General features: G+C 71.1%; 16 protein-coding genes. 5 read left to right on the forward strand and 11 right to left on the reverse strand.

From position 1 onward, the window contains the following. Together A9O63_RS07435 and A9O63_RS07440 are read right to left on the reverse strand one after the other, a co-directional pair. On the reverse strand, positions 1 to 1,552 hold a 1,552-nt coding region (locus tag A9O63_RS07435; protein ID WP_069331358.1), incomplete at its 3' end, for a sigma 54-interacting transcriptional regulator. A gap of 282 nt (positions 1,553 to 1,834) precedes the next feature. Then, on the reverse strand, positions 1,835 to 2,230 hold the full coding sequence (locus tag A9O63_RS07440) for a rhodanese-like domain-containing protein (RefSeq protein ID WP_069331359.1): 396 nt from the start codon (positions 2,228 to 2,230) through the stop codon (positions 1,835 to 1,837). A 312-nt stretch (positions 2,231 to 2,542) separates the two neighbouring features. On the opposite strand from A9O63_RS07440, the gene A9O63_RS07445 reads away from it, so the two are divergent. Genes A9O63_RS07445 through tmk form a run of 3 tightly spaced genes read left to right on the forward strand, consistent with a single transcriptional unit; the run spans position 2,543 to position 5,178 of the window. Next, the gene (locus A9O63_RS07445; protein WP_069331360.1) at positions 2,543 to 3,325 is read left to right on the forward strand and encodes an SPOR domain-containing protein; all 783 of its coding nucleotides are present in this window, start codon (positions 2,543 to 2,545) and stop codon (positions 3,323 to 3,325) included. 17 nt (positions 3,326 to 3,342) lie between these two features. Next, on the forward strand, positions 3,343 to 4,512 hold the full coding sequence (locus A9O63_RS07450; RefSeq protein WP_009561978.1) for a D-alanyl-D-alanine carboxypeptidase family protein: 1,170 nt from the start codon (positions 3,343 to 3,345) through the stop codon (positions 4,510 to 4,512). A gap of 12 nt (positions 4,513 to 4,524) precedes the next feature. Next, the gene (gene tmk / locus A9O63_RS07455; RefSeq protein WP_069331361.1) at positions 4,525 to 5,178 is read left to right on the forward strand and encodes a dTMP kinase; all 654 of its coding nucleotides are present in this window, start codon (positions 4,525 to 4,527) and stop codon (positions 5,176 to 5,178) included. A gap of 188 nt (positions 5,179 to 5,366) precedes the next feature. Here the strand turns inward: tmk and A9O63_RS07460 are convergent, their stop codons facing one another. Continuing rightward, entirely contained in the window at positions 5,367 to 6,014 is a 648-nt protein-coding gene (locus tag A9O63_RS07460; RefSeq protein ID WP_205631827.1) for a hypothetical protein, read from the reverse strand. Between the two features lie 236 nt (positions 6,015 to 6,250). Here A9O63_RS07460 and A9O63_RS07465 point away from each other — a divergent pair, with 236 nt between their 5' ends. Further along, positions 6,251 to 6,592 (forward strand): SMR family transporter, encoded by a 342-nt coding sequence (locus A9O63_RS07465; RefSeq protein ID WP_069331362.1) that lies wholly within the window; start codon positions 6,251 to 6,253, stop codon positions 6,590 to 6,592. Positions 6,593 to 6,628: 36 nt separating this feature from the next. Here the strand turns inward: A9O63_RS07465 and ruvB are convergent, their stop codons facing one another. The 4 genes from ruvB to ruvC all read right to left on the reverse strand — a co-directional run bounded on the left by ruvB (position 6,629) and on the right by ruvC (position 10,199). After that, positions 6,629 to 7,654 carry a Holliday junction branch migration DNA helicase RuvB gene (gene ruvB / locus A9O63_RS07470; RefSeq protein ID WP_069331363.1) on the reverse strand — a complete coding sequence of 342 codons (1,026 nt, stop codon included), beginning with the start codon at positions 7,652 to 7,654 and terminating at the stop codon, positions 6,629 to 6,631. Positions 7,655 to 7,718: 64 nt separating this feature from the next. Further along, positions 7,719 to 8,621 carry a zinc metalloprotease HtpX gene (gene htpX / locus A9O63_RS07475; RefSeq protein ID WP_069331364.1) on the reverse strand — a complete coding sequence of 301 codons (903 nt, stop codon included), beginning with the start codon at positions 8,619 to 8,621 and terminating at the stop codon, positions 7,719 to 7,721. Between the two features lie 400 nt (positions 8,622 to 9,021). Next, complete coding sequence (gene ruvA / locus A9O63_RS07480; RefSeq protein ID WP_069331365.1) at positions 9,022 to 9,696, reverse strand: Holliday junction branch migration protein RuvA; 675 nt, start codon at positions 9,694 to 9,696, stop codon at positions 9,022 to 9,024. Next, the gene (gene ruvC / locus A9O63_RS07485) at positions 9,693 to 10,199 is read right to left on the reverse strand and encodes a crossover junction endodeoxyribonuclease RuvC (protein WP_011841515.1); all 507 of its coding nucleotides are present in this window, start codon (positions 10,197 to 10,199) and stop codon (positions 9,693 to 9,695) included. Before ruvC ends, ruvA begins: the two co-directional genes overlap by 4 nt. 319 nt (positions 10,200 to 10,518) lie before the next feature. Between ruvC and A9O63_RS07490 the strand changes: the two genes are divergently transcribed. Further along, positions 10,519 to 10,731, forward strand: coding sequence for a DUF1127 domain-containing protein (locus A9O63_RS07490; protein WP_069331366.1), 213 nt, complete (start codon positions 10,519 to 10,521; stop codon positions 10,729 to 10,731). A gap of 91 nt (positions 10,732 to 10,822) precedes the next feature. On the opposite strand, the gene A9O63_RS07495 is transcribed toward A9O63_RS07490, so the two are convergent. The 4 genes from A9O63_RS07495 to A9O63_RS07510 all read right to left on the reverse strand — a co-directional run. Beyond that, entirely contained in the window at positions 10,823 to 11,167 is a 345-nt protein-coding gene (locus tag A9O63_RS07495) for a hypothetical protein (RefSeq protein ID WP_069331367.1), read from the reverse strand. Positions 11,168 to 11,346: 179 nt separating this feature from the next. Beyond that, on the reverse strand, positions 11,347 to 12,222 hold the full coding sequence (locus A9O63_RS07500; protein ID WP_015921049.1) for a 50S ribosomal protein L11 methyltransferase: 876 nt from the start codon (positions 12,220 to 12,222) through the stop codon (positions 11,347 to 11,349). A 63-nt stretch (positions 12,223 to 12,285) separates the two neighbouring features. Further along, on the reverse strand, positions 12,286 to 12,960 hold the full coding sequence (gene msrA, locus A9O63_RS07505) for a peptide-methionine (S)-S-oxide reductase MsrA (RefSeq protein WP_069331368.1): 675 nt from the start codon (positions 12,958 to 12,960) through the stop codon (positions 12,286 to 12,288). Between the two features lie 252 nt (positions 12,961 to 13,212). Next, positions 13,213 to 15,021 (reverse strand): primosomal protein N' (locus tag A9O63_RS07510; RefSeq protein ID WP_069331370.1); only part of this gene is annotated, 1,809 nt, incomplete at its 5' end.

The raw sequence follows: 15,021 nt of genomic DNA on the forward strand, positions 1-15,021 counted from the left end.
TGGGGGCCGCCGCGGGCGGGCGGCTGCCCAGAACCGGCAGTTCCAGCGGCCCCTGCGCGAGCCCGCCCACCGGCGAGGCCGTTCCGGTCTGGAGCCGCCAGAGATCGGCCGAAAGGCAATGGTCGTGGTGGCAGGCCAGATCGTCGGCGTGGATCACCGTCTCGGGCGAGAGGGCCGCCACGCGCGCGATGCAGTTCTCGAGCTCGCGCACGTTGCCGGGGAAGTTGCACTGGGCGAGCGCGGCCACGGCCGAGGGATGCAGCTTCTTCTTCATCCCGTTGCGCTTGTTGAACCGCTCGAGCAGGCCCTGCGCCAGAAGGCCTATGTCCTCCTTGCGGTCGCGCAGCGGCGGCAGGACGATGGGCACCACGCAGATGCGGAAATAGAGGTCGGCGCGGAAGGTGCCGTTCGCCACCGCCCGCTCGAGATCCTTGTTCGTGGCCGTCACCAGCCGCACATCGACGCGCAGCGTGCGCGTGCCCCCCACCCGCTCGAACTCGCCCTCCTGCAGGATGCGCAGGAGCTTGGCCTGGAACTCGAGGCTGATCTCGCCGATCTCGTCGAGAAAGAGCGTGCCGCCCTCGGCCATCTCGAACCGGCCCTTCTTCTGCTGGACGGCGCCGGTGAAGGAGCCCTTCTCATGGCCGAACAGTTCGGATTCGAGGAGCGACTGGCTCAGCGCTGCGCAGTTGACCTTGATGAAGGCCTTGTCGCGCCGCTCGGACAGCGCGTGGAGCGCGCGGGCGAAGACCTCCTTGCCGGTGCCGCTCTCGCCGCGCAGCAGGACGGGCGTGTGGGTGCCCGCCACCTTGCGGATCTGGCCGATCACGCGCTGGATCGCGGGCGAGGAGCCGATCACCCCCTCGAGCGCCTCGGCGGGCGCCTCGACGGGCGGGCCCGCGGTCGCCTCGGCGGCGACCCGGATCGCCTCGCGCGCCTCCTGCACGATCCGGTCGCGGTCGCGCGCGACGAGGCGGCGGAAGCGGATCGACTGTTCGAGGACGGCCGCCACCATGTTCAGGACGCGCAGGTCGGTGTCGAGATAGCGCGCGCCATTGTCCTTCAGGCTGCGGTAGGCGCAGAGCACGCCCAGCACGAAGGGCGAATTGGCCTGATCGCGAATCGGCACCGCCACCAGCGCCTGCCGGCTGTCGCCGAGGCCCGGCGGCAGCGCCTCGGCGCCGAATTCCTCGAGGATGTCGCAGGAGACGAGGGACACGCCGTTGCGGAAGACATGCCGCGCCACCTGCGCGGGGATCGCGCGGGCCTCGGCCCCGGCAGCCGGCACGCCCGAGGCGGTGGCCGCGATCACATAGGGATTGACGTGGCGGGCATTGCGCACCGTCTCGGCCTGCGCCCCCTCCTGCAGGAGGGCGAGCGCGCCGTGCCGCAGCCCCATGAAGGCGCCGAGCACGCCGAACACCGCGGGCATGCACGCGATCGGATCGCTCGCGCCGGTCAGAAGCTTGGCGATCTCGCAGAGCGCGTCGAGGGTGAGATACTCCTCCCCCCGCTCGGCCACTGCACCGGACCCTGCCGCGGACGTGTCCATCACCAGACCTCCGTCTAAAACTCTTACTGTCAAACCATGGTTGCGCCTCGCGGCGCCTCTGTCCAATACGGCTGAAGCGGCGGATCGCACAAAGGGCGATCCAGCACAATCACCCGGCGAATTGGCCGCACCGCTCGCAGGGCCGGTGAATAATTGCTCACATGACGTGCCCGATTAAGGGGCGCCCTGCGAATCGCGAAGCGTGAAATGCACGGGCCTTTCGGGGGGCACCTCCGCCCCCGGACGGGGCCGGAGGCGGACTGCGCATCCACGGCTAAGGCGCTACATGCCCGGATCGATGGGCCCTTCCACCGCGCCGCCGCCCTCCGCCCAGTCCTTGAGGCCGCCGAGATTGTAGACCTCGGAGAAGCCCATCTCCTGCAGGAGCTTGCCCGCGAGCGCCGCCCGCCCTCCGGAGGCGCAATGCAGCACGATGGGCCGGTCGCGGCGCAAGGCCGGGTCATGATAGGGCGAGTCGGGATCGGCGCGGAACTCCAGCATCCCGCGCGGGATATGGTGCGAGCCTTCCGCACGGCCGGTCTTCTCGATCTCCGGCGCGTCCCGGATGTCGAGCAGGAGCGCGCCTTTTTCCGTCATGAGCTTTCGGGCGCGCTCCGCGTCGATCCGCTCCACGGCCGCGTTGGCGGCGGCCATCATCTCCTTCAGCGTCGTGCTCATTGCCTGCCTCTCTCCTCACCGGGGTCCGGCCGATCCGGCCCCGGACAGAGCCTAGATCCGGCACGCACCGCCTGTCCACGCCCGACCGGCCGCACCCGCCCCGCCGTCCGGGCATGGCCGGCCGGCGCACGGGAAGGTGATGGCGGCGGACTGCCCGCCGGGCGGCGCCGCGCCCTGCCGCCCTTTCCAGCCCATGCCATCGTGGCTATGATGCGCCCGCCGCGACATGCCGCGGCTTCGGGGCAGGAGACCGGCGGCAGGACCCGGTCTGGCAACAGACGCGGAGCAAACCCGCGCACGAAGGGGCGAGCGATGTCACATCCGATCTTTCGGAACTGGGCTCTCGTGGCGGCAGCGGGGCTGGTGCTCGGCGCCTGCGACCGCGTGCGGGAGGCCACGGGCTTCGGCCCCTCCGAGGAGGGCGCGGCCGAAGCGGTCGTGCCGGCGCAGGCCCCCGTGGGTGCGGATGTCGAGGCGCCCGAGGCCTATCAGACCACCGACAAGGCCCTCTGGGACGGGCGTCCGTCGCTCGGCGGGATCTGGGTCGCCGCCCCGGACGTGAAGGATCCCGAGCGCGTGGTGATGGTCAATCCCGCGAACGGCCGCTCGGTCGTGGGCGCGCTCTTCCGGCGCGAGCGCGAGAATCCGGGGCCGAAACTGCAGCTGTCCTCCGACGCGGCCGAGGCGCTGGGTCTGCTGGCGGGCCAGCCCGCCACCATCCGCGTGACCGCGCTCCGCCGGAAGGAAGCGGCAGACGCCGCCCCCGCGGGCGCGCCCGCAGGACAGCCCGATCCCCAGCCGGCCGCAGAGGCCGGTCCCGCCTTCCTCGCCACGGAGGCTCCGGCCGCGAGCCCTGCCCCGGTGGCGGGCGGGCGCACGATCCGCGTCGGCAGCTTCGGCCAGTCCGAGAATGCCCGCCGCACCGCCGACCGCCTCACCGAAGGCGGCGTGCCCGCCCGCGTCGCCGAAGTGCGGCAGGACGGCAAGTCGCTCTGGACCGTCCTTGCCGGTCCCGCCCCCTCCGACGAGGCCCCGGCCCTTCTGGCCCGGGTCAAGGGCCTCGGCTTTGCCGACGCCTATCTTCTCGCCCGCTGACAGGAAAGGACGCACCCGTGTCGCTGCCCCGCCTCTTCCTCGCCCTGATCCTGAGCCTCGTGACCGCGCTGCCCGCGCTGGCTTTCGACACGCGCGCCCGCGCGGCCTGGGTCTATGACGTGACCACCCATACCGTGCTTCTCGACAAGAACGCGCACGAGCCGCTGCCGCCGGCCTCGATGTCCAAGCTCATGACGCTGAACATGCTGTTCGAGGCGCTGCGCGACGGCCGCGTGACGATGGAGACCACCTTCGCCGTCTCGACCAAGGCCAAGCAGATGGGCGGGTCGAAGATGTTCGTCGAGGAGCGCGACCGGCCCACCGTCGAGGAGCTGATCCACGGCATCATCGTGAACTCGGGCAACGATGCCTGCGTGGTGGTGGCCGAGGGGCTGAACGGCACCGAAAGCGACTTCGCCCGCGCCATGACCGTCCGCGCCAAGGCGCTGGGAATGACCGATTCGACCTTCACCAATTCCTCGGGCTGGCCCGACCCCGGCCACCGGATGAGCGTGCACGATCTGGGCATCCTCGCGGTGCGGCTGATCGAGGAATTCCCGGAGTTCTATCCCTATTTCTCGCACACCGAGTTCAACTACAAGGACCGCGTCCCCTCGAACGCCAACAACCGCAACCCGCTGCTGCGCCTCGGGCCGAACGGCGACTGGACGGCGGACGGGCTGAAGACCGGCCACACGCAGGAAGCGGGCTACGGCCTCGTGGGCTCGGCGGTGCAGAAGGACGGTCGCCGCATCGTCTTCGTGCTGACCGGCCTCGCGACCGAGGCCGACCGGGCGCAGGAAGGCGAGCAGATCGTGAACTGGGCCTTTCGCCAGTTCGTCCAGAAGACGCTGGTGACCAAGGGCCAGCGCGTGACCGAGGCCGATGTCTGGCTCGGCAATGCCTCGCGCGTGGGGCTGGTGCCGGCCGAGGATGTGAAGCTTCTCGTGCCCGCGCTGGTGCAGGACAATGTGACGGCCGAGGTGAGCTACACGGGGCCCCTCCGCGCGCCCATCGCCGCCGGTCAGGAGCTGGCCGAACTGGTGATCCATGTGCCCGACCTGCCCGACACCCGCGTGCCGCTGGTGGCCGAGGGCAGCATCGGCAGCGGCGGGCTGCAGGTGCGGCTGATGACGGCGGCCAAGGTGCTCTATCGCCGCTTCATGGAGGAGGCGCCGGCCACCTGAGCCGGCGGACCGATGGGCGCGCAAGGCTTCTTTCTCGCGGTCGAGGGGATCGACGGCTCCGGCAAGTCCGGGATCGTCCGGTCACTGGCCGCGCATCTCGGGGCGGAGGGCCGCGACGTGCTCGTCACGCGCGAGCCGGGCGGCACGCCTGAGGGCGAGGCCATCCGAGGGCTGGTGCTCGCGGGCGCCGACGAGGCCTGGGATCCGATGGCCGAGCTCCTGCTGATGACCGCCGCGCGCGTTCAGCATGTCCGCCGCGTGATCGCGCCCGCGCTGGCGCAGGGGCGGGTCGTGATCTCGGACCGCTATGCGGGCTCGACGCTGGCCTATCAGGGCACCGGGCGCGGCCTCTCCGAGGACTTCATCCGCACGCTCCATGCCGAGGCCACGGGCGATCTCTGGCCGGATCTCACGCTCGTCCTCGATCTCGAGGCAGGCGTCGGCCTTGCCCGCAGCCGCCGGAGGCTGACCGGCGAGACGCTCGACGAAGGCCGGTTCGAGAGCCTCGATCTGGCCTTCCACGAGCGCATCCGCGCGGCCTTCCTCGCGCAGGCCGCCCGCGACCCCGGCCGCCACGCGGTGATCGATGCCTCGGGCACGCCCGAGGAGGTTCAGGCCCGGGCCTGTGCGGCGCTGGCGCCGTTCCTCGCGCAGGCGCCGGTCTGACGGAACAGGCTCGGGTAGCCTTGGCCGGATTGCCCTGACGGGGCGGTCTTTCCCCTGCCCCGCGGCGCGCGTCTGCCTTGAGGGCCGGAACGCATCCAGGGCCGATGTCCCGCTCACCCAGCCCGCGGAGTCCGCCCCTCCGGAGCGGTCGCCGGAGACTGCCGGCGGAAGCTCATCGCCGGATCGTCTCAGCCTGTCCGCGCCGCGAGGCGGAGGGCGTGGCTTGGGTCGGAGGCGGCAGCCGGCAGGACCGGATCGTAAGCCGCGCGGACCACCGAGGCGATCTCGGGCCGCAGGATCAGCGTTTCGCCCGCGCGCGCCAGCGGAGAGCTCTCGGCGAAGGCACGCTCGGACCAGAGCAGCATCGATTGCACCGCCTGCGTCAGCGCCAGCGCCTCGGCCGGCATCGCCGAGAGATGCGCGTCCATCCGCAGGAAGACGAAGCAGGCGCGGATCGCCCCCTCGGCATCGAAGCGGAAATGGCGATACTGGTTCGCTCCCGCCGCCGCCAGCCGCGCGCAGAGCGGCCCGAGATCGGGGATCATCCGGTCGAGGTTGGGCACCTCCGGCAGCTCCTCCCAGTCACGGAAGAAGAAGATCATCAGATTGACGCCGAGTTCGGGATCGGTCTCCGCCATCCGGTGCCCGGCAAGCGCGACCACCGCCTCGACCGCGCCCTTGACGGTGGCGAGCGTGGCTTCCTCGACGCCGAAGACGACGGGCACGAGCGGCCGCCCCCAGCGCGCGAACCTGTAGCGCCCCTCCGCATCGGTGAAGAGCGCCTCGACGTCCGAAGGTGTCATGGCCGCCCTCCCCTGCCGTTCGAGGCCGGACATAGGGCCTTTCCGCCACACAGGCAACCGGGGCCGCTCCCAGCATTCCCGCGGGGCCTCCGTTTACCCACAACGGGAACGGGGCGCCTTGCCGGGCCCGCCGCGCGGGCCTGCGGGGCGCCTGTCCCTGCCGGCGCGGATCGGAGCTTCACCGCCGGCCCTCGGCCCGAGCTTTGTCTCGCAGCGATTGACTCGGCCGGATCCGCCCGGACAGGATGGCGGCCTGATCGGAGAGCCCCATGCCGCTTGCGACCACCTACGCCTTCCTCGTCTTTGCGATCCTTGCCGAAGTCGTGGCCACCACGGCGCTCGCGCGCTCGGACGGGTTCACCCGGCTCTGGCCCAGCGTCATCACCGTGGTGGGCTATGCGATCGCCTTCGGCTGCCTCTCGGTCACGCTGAAAGTGATGCCCACGGGCATCGTCTATGCGGTCTGGTCGGGGCTCGGCATCGTCTTCATCGCCGCCATCGGCTGGATCGTCTATGGCGAGCGGCTGGACCTGCCGGCGATCCTCGGCCTCGGCCTGATCCTTTTGGGCGTGCTGGTGGTGAACCTCTTTTCCAAGACCATCCCGCACTAGCCGCGCCGGCGCCGGACGCCTGAGGCGCCCTCCGCCTCAGCCGAACAGATCCGCCTGCCCCGGCCCCTTCGGCGGCTCGATCCCCATGTGGCGCCAGGCCTTGTGCGCCAGCATCCGGCCGCGCGGTGTCCGCTGGATCAGGCCCTGCTGCAGCAGATAGGGCTCGATCACCTCCTCGACCGCGTCGCGGCTTTCGGACAAGGCGGCGGCGATGGTCTCGATGCCGACCGGCCCCCCGCCGTAATTCTCGGCGATGAGGCCGAGATAGCGCCGGTCGCCGAGGTCGAGCCCCAGATGGTCCACCCCGAGCCGGGTCAGCGCGCGGTCGGCGATCGCCTGCGTGAGCCGCCCGTCCCCCTCGACCAGCGCAAAATCGACCACCCGGCGCAAGAGGCGGCCCGCGATCCGCGGCGTGCCGCGTGCGCGGCGGGCGATCTCGCGCGTGCCCTCGGGGTCGCTGTCCACGCCCATCATGCGCGCGCCCCGCGCCACGATCAGGTCGAGCTCGTCCTCGGTGTAGAACTGGAGCCGCGTCGGGATGCCGAACCTGTCGCGCAGGGGCGTGGTCAGCAGGCCGAGCCGCGTCGTGGCCCCGACCAGCGTGAAGGGCTGCAGATCGATCCGCACCGTCCGCGCCGCCGGCCCCTCGCCGATCACGAGATCCAGCGCGAAATCCTCGAGCGCGGGATAGAGCACCTCCTCGACCACCGGCGAGAGCCTGTGGATCTCGTCGATGAACAGCACGTCGCGCGGCTCGAGGTTGGTCAGGATCGCCGCGAGATCGCCGGGCTTGGCCAGCACGGGGCCCGAGGTCATGCGGAAGCCCACGCCCAGCTCGCGGGCCATGATCTGCGCGAGCGTGGTCTTGCCGAGGCCCGGCGGGCCGTGAAAGAGCGTGTGATCCATCGCTTCGCCGCGCATCCGGGCGCTCTCGATGAAGACGCGCAGGTTGGCGCGGGCCTCGGCCTGACCCACGAATTCCTCGAGCGACTGCGGGCGCAGCGCGCGGTCCATGTCTTCGGGCAGCCGCTCGGGGCGAAGGGTCGGATCGGAACTTGTCATGCGCTCGCTCGGATTTGCCGGAACATTCCTCGAACGGGCCGGCGGATGCAAGCAGGAAGCGCCGTCAGCTCCACGGGCCGCGGCGCGCGGCCACGCGGGGGATGCGCGAGGCCTGCGGCGCGCCCTCCGCCATGGCGCGGAGCGCCGCGATCCGGTTGGCGGTGTTCGGGTGGGTCGCGAACAGCCGGTCATGGCCCATCGCATGGAGCGGGTTCACGATGAACATGTGCGCCGTCGCGGGGTTGCGCTCGGCCCGCACATTGTCGATGCGCTGCGCGAGCCCCTCGATCTTGCCGAGCGCGGAGGCGAGCCAGAGCGGGCGGCCGCAGATCTCGGCGCCGATCCGGTCCGCCTCATATTCGCGCGACCGCGAGATCGCCATCTGCACGAGACCCGCCGCCATCGGCGCAAGGAACATCAGCGCGAGCGTGCCCACGATACCCACCGGCCGCTCGCCCTCCTCGCTGGAGCTGCCGCCGAAGAAGAAGGCGAAGTTGGCGAGCATCGAGATCGCCCCCGCGAAGGTCGCGGTCACCGTCATCAGAAGCGTGTCGCGGTTCCTGATATGGGCGAGCTCGTGCGCCACCACGCCCGCCACCTCTTCCGGGGTCAGCGCGCGCAGCAGGCCCCGCGTGACCGCCACCGCGGCATTCTCGGGGTTGCGCCCGGTGGCGAAGGCGTTGGGCTGGTCGGTCTCGATCAGATAGAGCTTCGGCATCGGCATCCCGGCCCGATCGGCCAGCCCGCGGACCATGTTGTAGAGATCGGGGGCCGCGCGGGGGTCCACCTCATGCGCGCCATGCATCGAGAGCACGGCGCGGTCCGAGTTCCAGAAGGTGAAGAGGTTCATGCCGGCCGCGATCACGAGCGCGATGACCGCGCCGCTCTGCCCGCCGATGAGCGCCCCGACGCCGAGAAACAGCGCCGTCATGACCGCCATCAGGATGCCTGTGCGCACATATCCCATGGATGCTTCTCCCTCACCGGAAACCGTTGCAGATATGGCCCCGGGGAGCCTCTCCAGCAAGATCGGCGGGGCCTTCGCGGTTCCCTGCCCGGCAGGCGGCGGGCGCGAGGACGGGATCGTGCCCGCGCCGGTGGTGCCGGATCGGGGCCAGTGCGCGGGCAGTGGTCGTGCCCCCGCCGGTGTTGCTAGGCCCAGACCGGGCGAACCCATGGCCGGTGGGTCGTGGCCATGCCGGCTGTGCCCGGCAGGCCCGGAACCTGGGCGAAGGCGCGGCCCTGCGTCGGAAGCCGGCCGATCCCTTGTGGCCTCAGGGGGAGTGGCCTGTGCCGGGGCGAAGCGGCTCTGCCCCTGTCCCGCCCCGGCGAGGCGGCTGCGCTCACCGGACGGGTGCGGGATGAGGCTATGACTTCGGCGCGAGCAGCTTCAGGGCGGCCCGGATCAGCGCGGCCGTATCGGCGTCCGGGCTCTCGCCTGCGGCCTGCGCAACCGCCTGCGCCGCATCGGTCGGCTGGTAGCCGAGATTGGCGAGGGCCGAGAGCGCATCGGCGGTGTGGGTGGGCCGCGGCGGCTCGGGCGCGCGGGTCCTGCGGCGGCTGCCGGACGACGTGCCGGACTCGGGCTCCGGGGCCTCCGAGGGCGCCTGCGCCGCCGTGCCGCCGCCCATTCCCATCAGCGCGGGCGCCTTGCTCTTCAGCTCCAGCACCACCCGCTGCGCGATCTTGGGCCCGATCCCCGGCGCGGCCTGGATCGAGCGCGCATCGCCGAGCGTGATCGCGCGCGCGGTTCCCTCGGCCCCGAGCGCGCCGAGGATCGCCATCCCCGCCTTGGCGCCGACGCCCTGCACCGTCATCAGCAGCCGATGCCACTCCTTCTCGATCATCGTGGGGAAGCCGAAGAGCTGCAGCAGATCCTCGCGCACCACGAGCTCGGTATAGAGAGCCACCCCCTCGCCCAGACCCGGCATCGAGGCGAGCGTCCGGTCGGAGACATAGACGATGTAGCCCACGCCGCGGACGTCGATCAGCACATGATCCGGGCCGCGGAAGTCGAGGATCCCCGCCACCTTGCCGATCATCGCGCGGCCCTCGCCAGTGCGGCCTCGAGCCGGCCGGAGGATTGCACATGGTGGGCGTGGCAGATCGCGACCGCGAGCGCGTCGGCCGCGTCGGGCCCCGCGAGAGCGACGCCCGGCAGGTGCAGCCGCACCATGTGCTGGATCTGCTCCTTGGCGGCATGGCCCACACCGACCACCGTCTTCTTCACCGCGTTCGGGGCATATTCGCCGACCGCGAGCCCCGCCTGCGCCGGAACGAGGAGCGCGATCCCCCGCGCCTGCCCAAGTTTCAGCGTCGCCACCCCGTCCTTGTTGACGAACGTATGCTCGACGGCCGCCGTGTCGGGCTGAAAGCGCGCCAGCACATCGGTCAGCTGGCCGTGCAGCGACAGGAGCCGCTGGGCCAGATCGCCCGAATCGGAGTGGCAAATTCCGTTTGCGACATGAGCCAGACGCGTGCCCGACACGTCGATCACCCCCCATCCCATGTTCCGCAGACCGGGGTCGATGCCCAGAACCCTCATGTCGCCCCCTGCTTCCCGTTGCCGCAAGGGCTAGCACGAAGCGGGAACACCTGCCAGCACCTTCCGCGCCCCGCGTGGCGCCACGGCGGGAAAGCCGCAGCCATGGTCGAAAAACGACACTTCTTCCGTGCGATACGACGACGAGGCCCTTTCGATCAAGCGCCCGGGATACAAGACATTTTCGTGAATTGGAGCCTTGCGTTTTCTGCAATGCGGCATTGCTCCGGAACCAATTGCCGACATCAAGCCGCCGGCTTATTTGCCTGTTCAGACGCAGCGGTGCTGTGATCTTCAGCAGTTTGAAAAAAGGACAGACGCCATGGCCGCCTTCGAGACGACCCGCCCGGCGCCCTTCGGCGCCATCTCCACCTTCCACTTCGTGCAGCGCATGAGCGACCTGCTCGCCGCCGTTGTGGCCTGGAACGACGCCCGCGCCACCCGCGCAGCCCTGACGAAGCTCAGCGATCGCGAGCTCGACGACATCGGTCTCTGCCGCGGCGATATCGATGACATCTGCGCGCTCCGCCGCTAAGGGTCAGCAGAGGACGGGACGCTCTCTCCCGGACCATCTGCCAAAGGCCGCTCCCCACCGGGACGCGGCCTTTTCCTTTGACTGAGAGCGATCAGCGTCCGGGCAGAAGCCCCCCGAGCAGCTCCGCCACGAGGCGGGCCGCCGGATCGGGGCGCAGCAGCAGGCTTCCCAGCCGGTCAAGGCCCTCCGCCGCCGCCAGCCGGTCGAGCCGCGCCTGATAGGATTCCGGCCCGATCCGCCACAGAAGCGCCCCCTTCAGCCCCACGCCGCAGAGCAGCAGCACCAGAAGCGGCGCGAGCAGGCGCGGGCGACGCCGCGCGGGCTTGAGGTAATGCGACCGGCCGAGCGTTCCCTGGGCCTCGAAGCCCAGGCCCCGCTCATGCGCGGCCTCGATCCGCGCGACCCGATTTCGAAAGTCCGCAAGGTTGCGGTCCATGACAAGCCCACACTGACACCGCCGTTTCCGGCCCAAGGCAGCATGGCCGCAGAACATGGCAGAAAGCGGGCAACATCCCGTTAATACGGGAAGAATGCGCCACAGCCTCGGCGGCGGCGCGGATTTTCACGCATCGCGCGAGCCCGGGATCCGCGGGCTCTCCCGGGCCGTGCCGATGCTCAGGGACGGCGCATCACGAGGCAGCACCATTCGCCGAGATCCTCACGCTGGGCGAGTTCGAACCCTTGGGCGAGATAGGCCTCGGTGATCGAATCGGCCTGCACCACGAGCAGGCCCGACAGGATGGCCAGCCCGCCCCCCGGCGCCACATGGGCGGCCATGGCGGGCGCGAGCTCGATCAGCGGGCCTTTCAGGATGTTGGCGAAGACGAGATCGAAGGGCGCCGCCGCGGCGATCTCGGGATGATCGAAGCCCGCGGCCTCGAGGCAGGCGACCCGCCCCTCGAGCCCGTTGATCGCGACGTTGGCTTCCGCCACCTCGACGGCCACCTCGTCGATGTCGGAGGCGAGGACCTGCGCCTCGGGGAAGACCCGCGCGGCCGCCATGGCGAGGACCGCCGTGCCGCAGCCCACATCGGCCACTTTCCGCGGCACGAAGCCCGCCTCCACCAGCCGGTCGAGGGCGCGCAGGCAGCCCAGCGTCGTGCCGTGGTGGCCCGTGCCGAAGGCCACGGTTGCCTCGATCTGGAGCGCGATCCGGCCGTCCGGCACCTTGTCCGCATCGTGGCTGCCGTAGACGAAGAAGCGCCCGGCCTCGACCGGCGACAGCTCGCGGCGGACCTTGGCGACCCAGTCGATCTCGGGCAATTCCGACAGAGCGAAGGGTCTGGCGCCGAAGGCGGTCGCCAGAAGCTCGAGCACCGCCTCGGAGGGCTGCTCGAGGAAATAGGCGCCGACTTCCCAGAGGCCCGAGCCGTCCTCGATCTCGAACACGCCCACGCCGGTCGGCTCGGGCTCCATCCGCTCGAGGGCGTCGGCGAGGGCCTCGGCGGCCTCCTCGCCTTCGAGCGTGGTCAGGGCGGAATAGGTGGGCATGGGGCAGCCTCCGGTGCGGTCGGGGCGGGCCTATCCCCGCCCCCGCCCCGCGTCAAGCGCCGCTCAGCGTGCGGGCGACGCGGCGCCGACCCCGGTTCCGATCGGGCAGGACACCCCGGTGCCGCCCACGCCGCAATAGCCGGCCGGGTTCTTGGCCAGATATTGCTGGTGATAGGCTTCGGCGAAGTAGAAGGGCGGCGCGGGAAGGATCTCGGTGGTGATCCGGCCCCGGCCGGCCGCGCTCAGTGCACCCTGATAGGCGGTGGCGGAGGCCTTGGCGGCCTCGGCCTGTTCGGGCCCGTAGGTGTAGATGGCCGAGCGATATTGCGTGCCGCTGTCGTTGCCCTGCCGCATCCCCTGCGTGGGATCGTGGTTCTCCCAGAAGAGCTTGAGCAGCATGGCATAGGAGATGACGGACGGGTCGTAGATCACGCGGACGGCCTCGGTATGGCCGGTGCGGCCCGAGCAGACCTCCTCGTAGGTCGGGTTCGGCGTGTAGCCCCCGGCATAGCCCACCATGGTGAGCCAGACACCTTCCGGCACCTGCCAGAACTTGCGCTCGACCCCCCAGAAGCAGCCCATGCCGAAGACCGCCTCGGCCATGCCCGCGGGCACCGGCGACTTCAGCGGCAGGCCCGACAGGAAATGCGTCTCGGCCGTGGGAATGGGTTCAGGGCGGCCGGGCAGCGCCTCGGCGGCAGAGACCATCTCGGACTTCTTACGGTTGAGCAGGAACATTGTGCGGCCTCCGGTTGACAGGGGACGAATATAGGGAGGGCCGCCTGCCGGTGCGAGTCACGCTGACGGCACCGGAAGCCTTGCGCGATCACGCTCGCGCCATCAAGGCGCGAAAGGGGCGCCGCGTTTCCCCATTGGACGCAGGAGCCCCCTTCCGGCGCAGGGGCGGGGCCCGCCGTCAGAGATGGCAAGGGGCGGCGCGCCCTCTTCGGATGCAAGAGGCCCCCAGCGGCGCAGGGAGGCGGCCCGCGGTCAGAGGAAGCTCTGTGGATCGATATCCACCGCAAGGCGCAGGGCTGCGGGCAGCTTCACCTGCGCGATCCACTCCGCGAGCGCGGCCTGCAGCGGCGCGCCCTTCCCCGCCTTGACCAGCAGGCGCACCCGGTGGCGGCCCCGCACCCGGGCGATGGGCGCGGGCGCGGGGCCGAAGACCTGCGCCCCGATCCGGCGCAAGGGGGCGTCGGCCCGCGCAAGCTCCGCACCCGTCTCGAAGACCTGCGCCACATCGGGCGAGGACAGGATGATGCCCGCGAGGCGCCCGTAGGGCGGCATCCCCGCCACGCGCCGCTCCTCGGCCTCGGCCCTCCAGAAGGCTTCCTCGTCGCCGCCGAGGATCGCCCGGATCACCGGATGTTCGGGCTGGCAGGTCTGCACGAGCGCCACGCCCCGTCGGCCCGCCGAGCGTCCGGCGCGCCCTGCCACCTGCCGCACCAGCTGGAAGGTGCGCTCGGCGGCCCTCAGGTCCGATCCCTGCAGGCCCAGATCCGCGTCGATCACGCCCACCAGCGTCAGGAGCGGGAAGTTGTGCCCCTTGGCCACGATCTGCGTGCCGATGATGATGTCGGCGCCGCCCTCGGCGATGGCCGCGATCTGCTCCTTCAGTGCCCGCGCCGAACCGAAGAGGTCCGAGGACAGCACCGCCCCCCGCGCCTGCGGAAAGCGGTCTGCCACCTCCTCGGCCAGCCGCTCGACCCCGGGCCCCACCGGCGCCATCCGCCCCTCGACCCCGCAGGAGGGGCAGGCCTCGGGCATGGGTTTCGTCGCCCCGCACTGGTGGCAGACGAGGCGCTTCTGGAACCGGTGCTCGACCATCCGCGCGTCGCAATGGTCGCAGCCGATCTGGTGGCCGCAGGCGCGGCAGATCGTGACCGGCGCATAGCCGCGGCGGTTCAGGAACAGAAGCGACTGCTCGCCCCGCGCGATCCGGGCCTCGACTGATCGGGCCAGCGCCTCCGAAATCCAGCGGTTCGCGGGCAGCTTCTCGGGGCGCAGGTCGATCGCATGCATCTCGGGCAGCTCGGCCGCGCCGAAGCGGGCGCCGAGATCGAGCCGGGCGTAGCGGCCCTGCGCGGCATTCACCCAGCTTTCCAGCGAGGGCGTGGCCGAGGCCAGCACCGCCGGGCAGCCGCAGATCGAGGCGCGCAGCACCGCCATGTCGCGGGCATTGTAGAGCGCGCCCTCCTCCTGCTTGTAGGAGGTGTCGTGCTCCTCGTCGACGACGACGAGGCCGAGGTCGCGGAAGGGCAGGAACAAGGCCGAACGGGCTCCCGCCACGAACTGCGCCTGCCCCTCCGAGACCATCCGCCAGAGCCGCCGCCGCTCGGTCGCGGTCACGCCCGAGTGCCATTCGGCGGGTCGCGCCCCGAAGCGGGCCTCGACGCGGGCGAGGAATTCGGAGGTGAGCGCGATCTCGGGCAGGAGCACGAGGGCCTGCCGGCCGCGGCGCAGGCATTCGGCCACCGCCTCGAGATAGACTTCGGTCTTGCCCGAGCCGGTCACGCCCTTCAGGAGCGTCGTGCTGTAGCTGTCGGCCGCCACCGCCGCGACAAGGGCTTCGGCCGCGGCCACCTGATCGCCCTCGAGCCGCACGGGCGCGGCACCGGGATCGAGCGGCGGATAGGGCAGATCGCGCGGCGCCTCCTCCTCGACGATCGCGCCCGCCTTGACCAGCCCCTTCACCACCGAGCTCGTCACCCCCGCCTCGGCCGACAGTTCGGCCAGCGTCACCGGCGCCCCGCCATAGGCCGCCAGCGCGTCGAGCACCCGCTGGCGCGGCTCGGT

The sequence above is a fragment of the Cereibacter johrii genome, assembly GCF_001720585.1.
Lineage (GTDB): Bacteria > Pseudomonadota > Alphaproteobacteria > Rhodobacterales > Rhodobacteraceae > Cereibacter_A > Cereibacter_A johrii.

Coding starts and splice junctions, on each gene's coding strand:
- A9O63_RS07500 (WP_015921049.1), bottom strand. CDS start 12,222: ATGCCCACCTATTCCGCCCTGACCACGCTCGAAGGCGAGGAGGCCGCC.
- msrA (WP_069331368.1), bottom strand. CDS start 12,960: ATGTTCCTGCTCAACCGTAAGAAGTCCGAGATGGTCTCTGCCGCCGAG.
- htpX (WP_069331364.1), bottom strand. CDS start 8,621: ATGGGATATGTGCGCACAGGCATCCTGATGGCGGTCATGACGGCGCTG.
- A9O63_RS07460 (WP_205631827.1), bottom strand. CDS start 6,014: ATGTCCGGCCTCGAACGGCAGGGGAGGGCGGCCATGACACCTTCGGAC.
- ruvB (WP_069331363.1), bottom strand. CDS start 7,654: ATGACAAGTTCCGATCCGACCCTTCGCCCCGAGCGGCTGCCCGAAGAC.
- A9O63_RS07440 (WP_069331359.1), bottom strand. CDS start 2,230: ATGAGCACGACGCTGAAGGAGATGATGGCCGCCGCCAACGCGGCCGTG.
- A9O63_RS07465 (WP_069331362.1), top strand. CDS start 6,251: ATGCCGCTTGCGACCACCTACGCCTTCCTCGTCTTTGCGATCCTTGCC.
- tmk (WP_069331361.1), top strand. CDS start 4,525: ATGGGCGCGCAAGGCTTCTTTCTCGCGGTCGAGGGGATCGACGGCTCC.
- A9O63_RS07445 (WP_069331360.1), top strand. CDS start 2,543: ATGTCACATCCGATCTTTCGGAACTGGGCTCTCGTGGCGGCAGCGGGG.
- ruvA (WP_069331365.1), bottom strand. CDS start 9,696: ATGATCGGCAAGGTGGCGGGGATCCTCGACTTCCGCGGCCCGGATCAT.
- ruvC (WP_011841515.1), bottom strand. CDS start 10,199: ATGAGGGTTCTGGGCATCGACCCCGGTCTGCGGAACATGGGATGGGGG.
- A9O63_RS07495 (WP_069331367.1), bottom strand. CDS start 11,167: ATGGACCGCAACCTTGCGGACTTTCGAAATCGGGTCGCGCGGATCGAG.
- A9O63_RS07490 (WP_069331366.1), top strand. CDS start 10,519: ATGGCCGCCTTCGAGACGACCCGCCCGGCGCCCTTCGGCGCCATCTCC.